General features: G+C 71.8%; 2 protein-coding genes. Both read right to left on the bottom strand.

All coding sequences use genetic code 11. From position 1 onward, the window contains the following. The coding region (locus DFR50_RS31090) for an ATP-binding protein (RefSeq protein WP_170153463.1) at nucleotides 1-311 on the bottom strand (311 nt) is incomplete at its 3' end. Continuing rightward, nucleotides 308-1,564 carry an IS21 family transposase gene (gene istA / locus DFR50_RS31085; RefSeq protein ID WP_113894224.1) on the bottom strand — a complete coding sequence of 419 codons (1,257 nt, stop codon included), beginning with the start codon at nucleotides 1,562-1,564 and terminating at the stop codon, nucleotides 308-310. The genes DFR50_RS31090 and istA, both read right to left, overlap by 4 nt. Nucleotides 1,565-1,695 lie beyond the last annotated feature (131 nt).

Raw genomic sequence — 1,695 nt, 5'->3', positions numbered from 1 at the left:
AGCGCGTCGCCGTTGGCCACCCAGCGGCAGGCGGCGAGTTCGCGCACCTGCTTCTTGTCGAGCGAGGGCTGGGCGGAGAAGTCGAAGCCGTCGAGGTCGCGCAGGGTTGGGAAGTGGGCGATCTTGGTCGCCATCTCGACGCGCCGCTCGTCGCGCCGGCCGACCTCGCGCGTCATGAGCAGGGACACGGCGTCGCGTAGGCTCAGCTCGCGCTTGGCCGCCTCGTCGAGCAGGCTGTCGAGCTGGTCGCGGATGGCGGTCAGATGCAACCTGGTCAGCATGTCGGCGAGCGCCTCGCGGTCGGGGCTCATGACCAGGGCCCTCCCGCCGCCAGCTCGTACTCGGACAGGGGCCGCAACAGCTCGGGCTCGCCGGGGACCAGGGCCGGCGCGGTCGGCGGCGCGCCCGCCGGGATCGACGGCCGGCTCAGGGCGGCGACGCCTTCGAGATGAGCGGCGACCAGCGCCCGCTGGCGACGGCCGGCGATCTCGCCGTGGCTCGCGACCTCGTCGCCGCCGTGGCGGACGCCGATCCGCCCGCCGGCCGCCGTCACCGCCACAGTCTCGCCGATCAGCCGCCAGGGCACGCTGTACGAATTGGTGTCGACCTCGACCGTGGCGTCGCTCTTGACCCGCCGGACGAGTTCGCGGATCTCGCCGAACGGCGGCCGTCCGTCGAGCGGCCGGAGGGCTGCCGCCTCCTCGCGGGCGAAGCGCGTGATCGGCGCCTCGCCCGTCGTTCCGTGGATGCGAGAATCGGCGACCTCGCGCGTCCATTCGTCGAGATGCGCCTCGAGCGCGGTCCAGCCGGCGAAGCGGCGCCCCGCGATCGCGTTGTGCTTCACGTAGCCGACGCCGTTCTCGACCTTGCCCTTGGTCCGCGCCCGGCAGCGGGCGCAGGCCCGCGGCGTGAAGCCCCAGTAGCGCGCGAACGCGTGCAGCCGCTCGTTGAACCGCACCTCGCGCGTGACAGGATCGTGATGATCGACCAGCGCCCGGGCGTTGTCGAACAGAACCTCCTGCGGAATCCCGCCGAAATGGCCGAAAGCCGCCTCGATGCCGGCGAACCAGGCCGACTGCCGCTCGTGCCGGAAGACGCGCACGCACCCCCGCCGCGAGAAGCCCAGCGTCGCCACGAACAGGTGCAGCTTCACGTCCTCGTCGCCAATCGAGGCGTGCGCCTCGCCGAAGTCGATCTGAAGTTGCCGCCCCGGCGGCGTCTCGAACCGCAGCGTCGCCCGGGCTTCCGCCGCCAGCGACTGGCGCAGCCCCTCAACCGCCCGCTCGACCGTGCGCAGGCTCGCCATCACGCCCTGCTCGCGCACGAGGTCCTGGCGCACCACGTCGGCGTTGCCGCGGTGGCGGAAAAACCGCTCCGAAAGCCAATCCTCCAGCCCGTCCAGACGCTTCGCCCGCCGCGGCGTCCGGTAGCTCGCCCAGCCCCCGCCCGCCAGGTAACGCCGAACCGCCCGACGGCTGCATCCCAGTTCCGCCGCGATCCGCCGCTCGCCAAACCCCAACCCCCTCAGCCGCAGCATCGCCGCAACCTCGTCCGGCGTTCGCATCGATTGCCCTCGCAGCTCGTCAAGCCGCGAAAAGCACTCAGCCGAAACGTTAACCAAAGGCGCCTCCTCTCAGGCCGAGGTGGTACCCTTTTGCCTGTCGCCTCCGGTCCCCTTTTGCATGTCGCCCGACA

The sequence above is a fragment of the Roseiarcus fermentans genome, from assembly GCF_003315135.1.
GTDB classification, from domain to species: domain Bacteria; phylum Pseudomonadota; class Alphaproteobacteria; order Rhizobiales; family Beijerinckiaceae; genus Roseiarcus; species Roseiarcus fermentans.
Note: the sequence above shows the minus strand (reverse complement) of the source record. Positions and strands in the feature narration are given on the sequence as shown.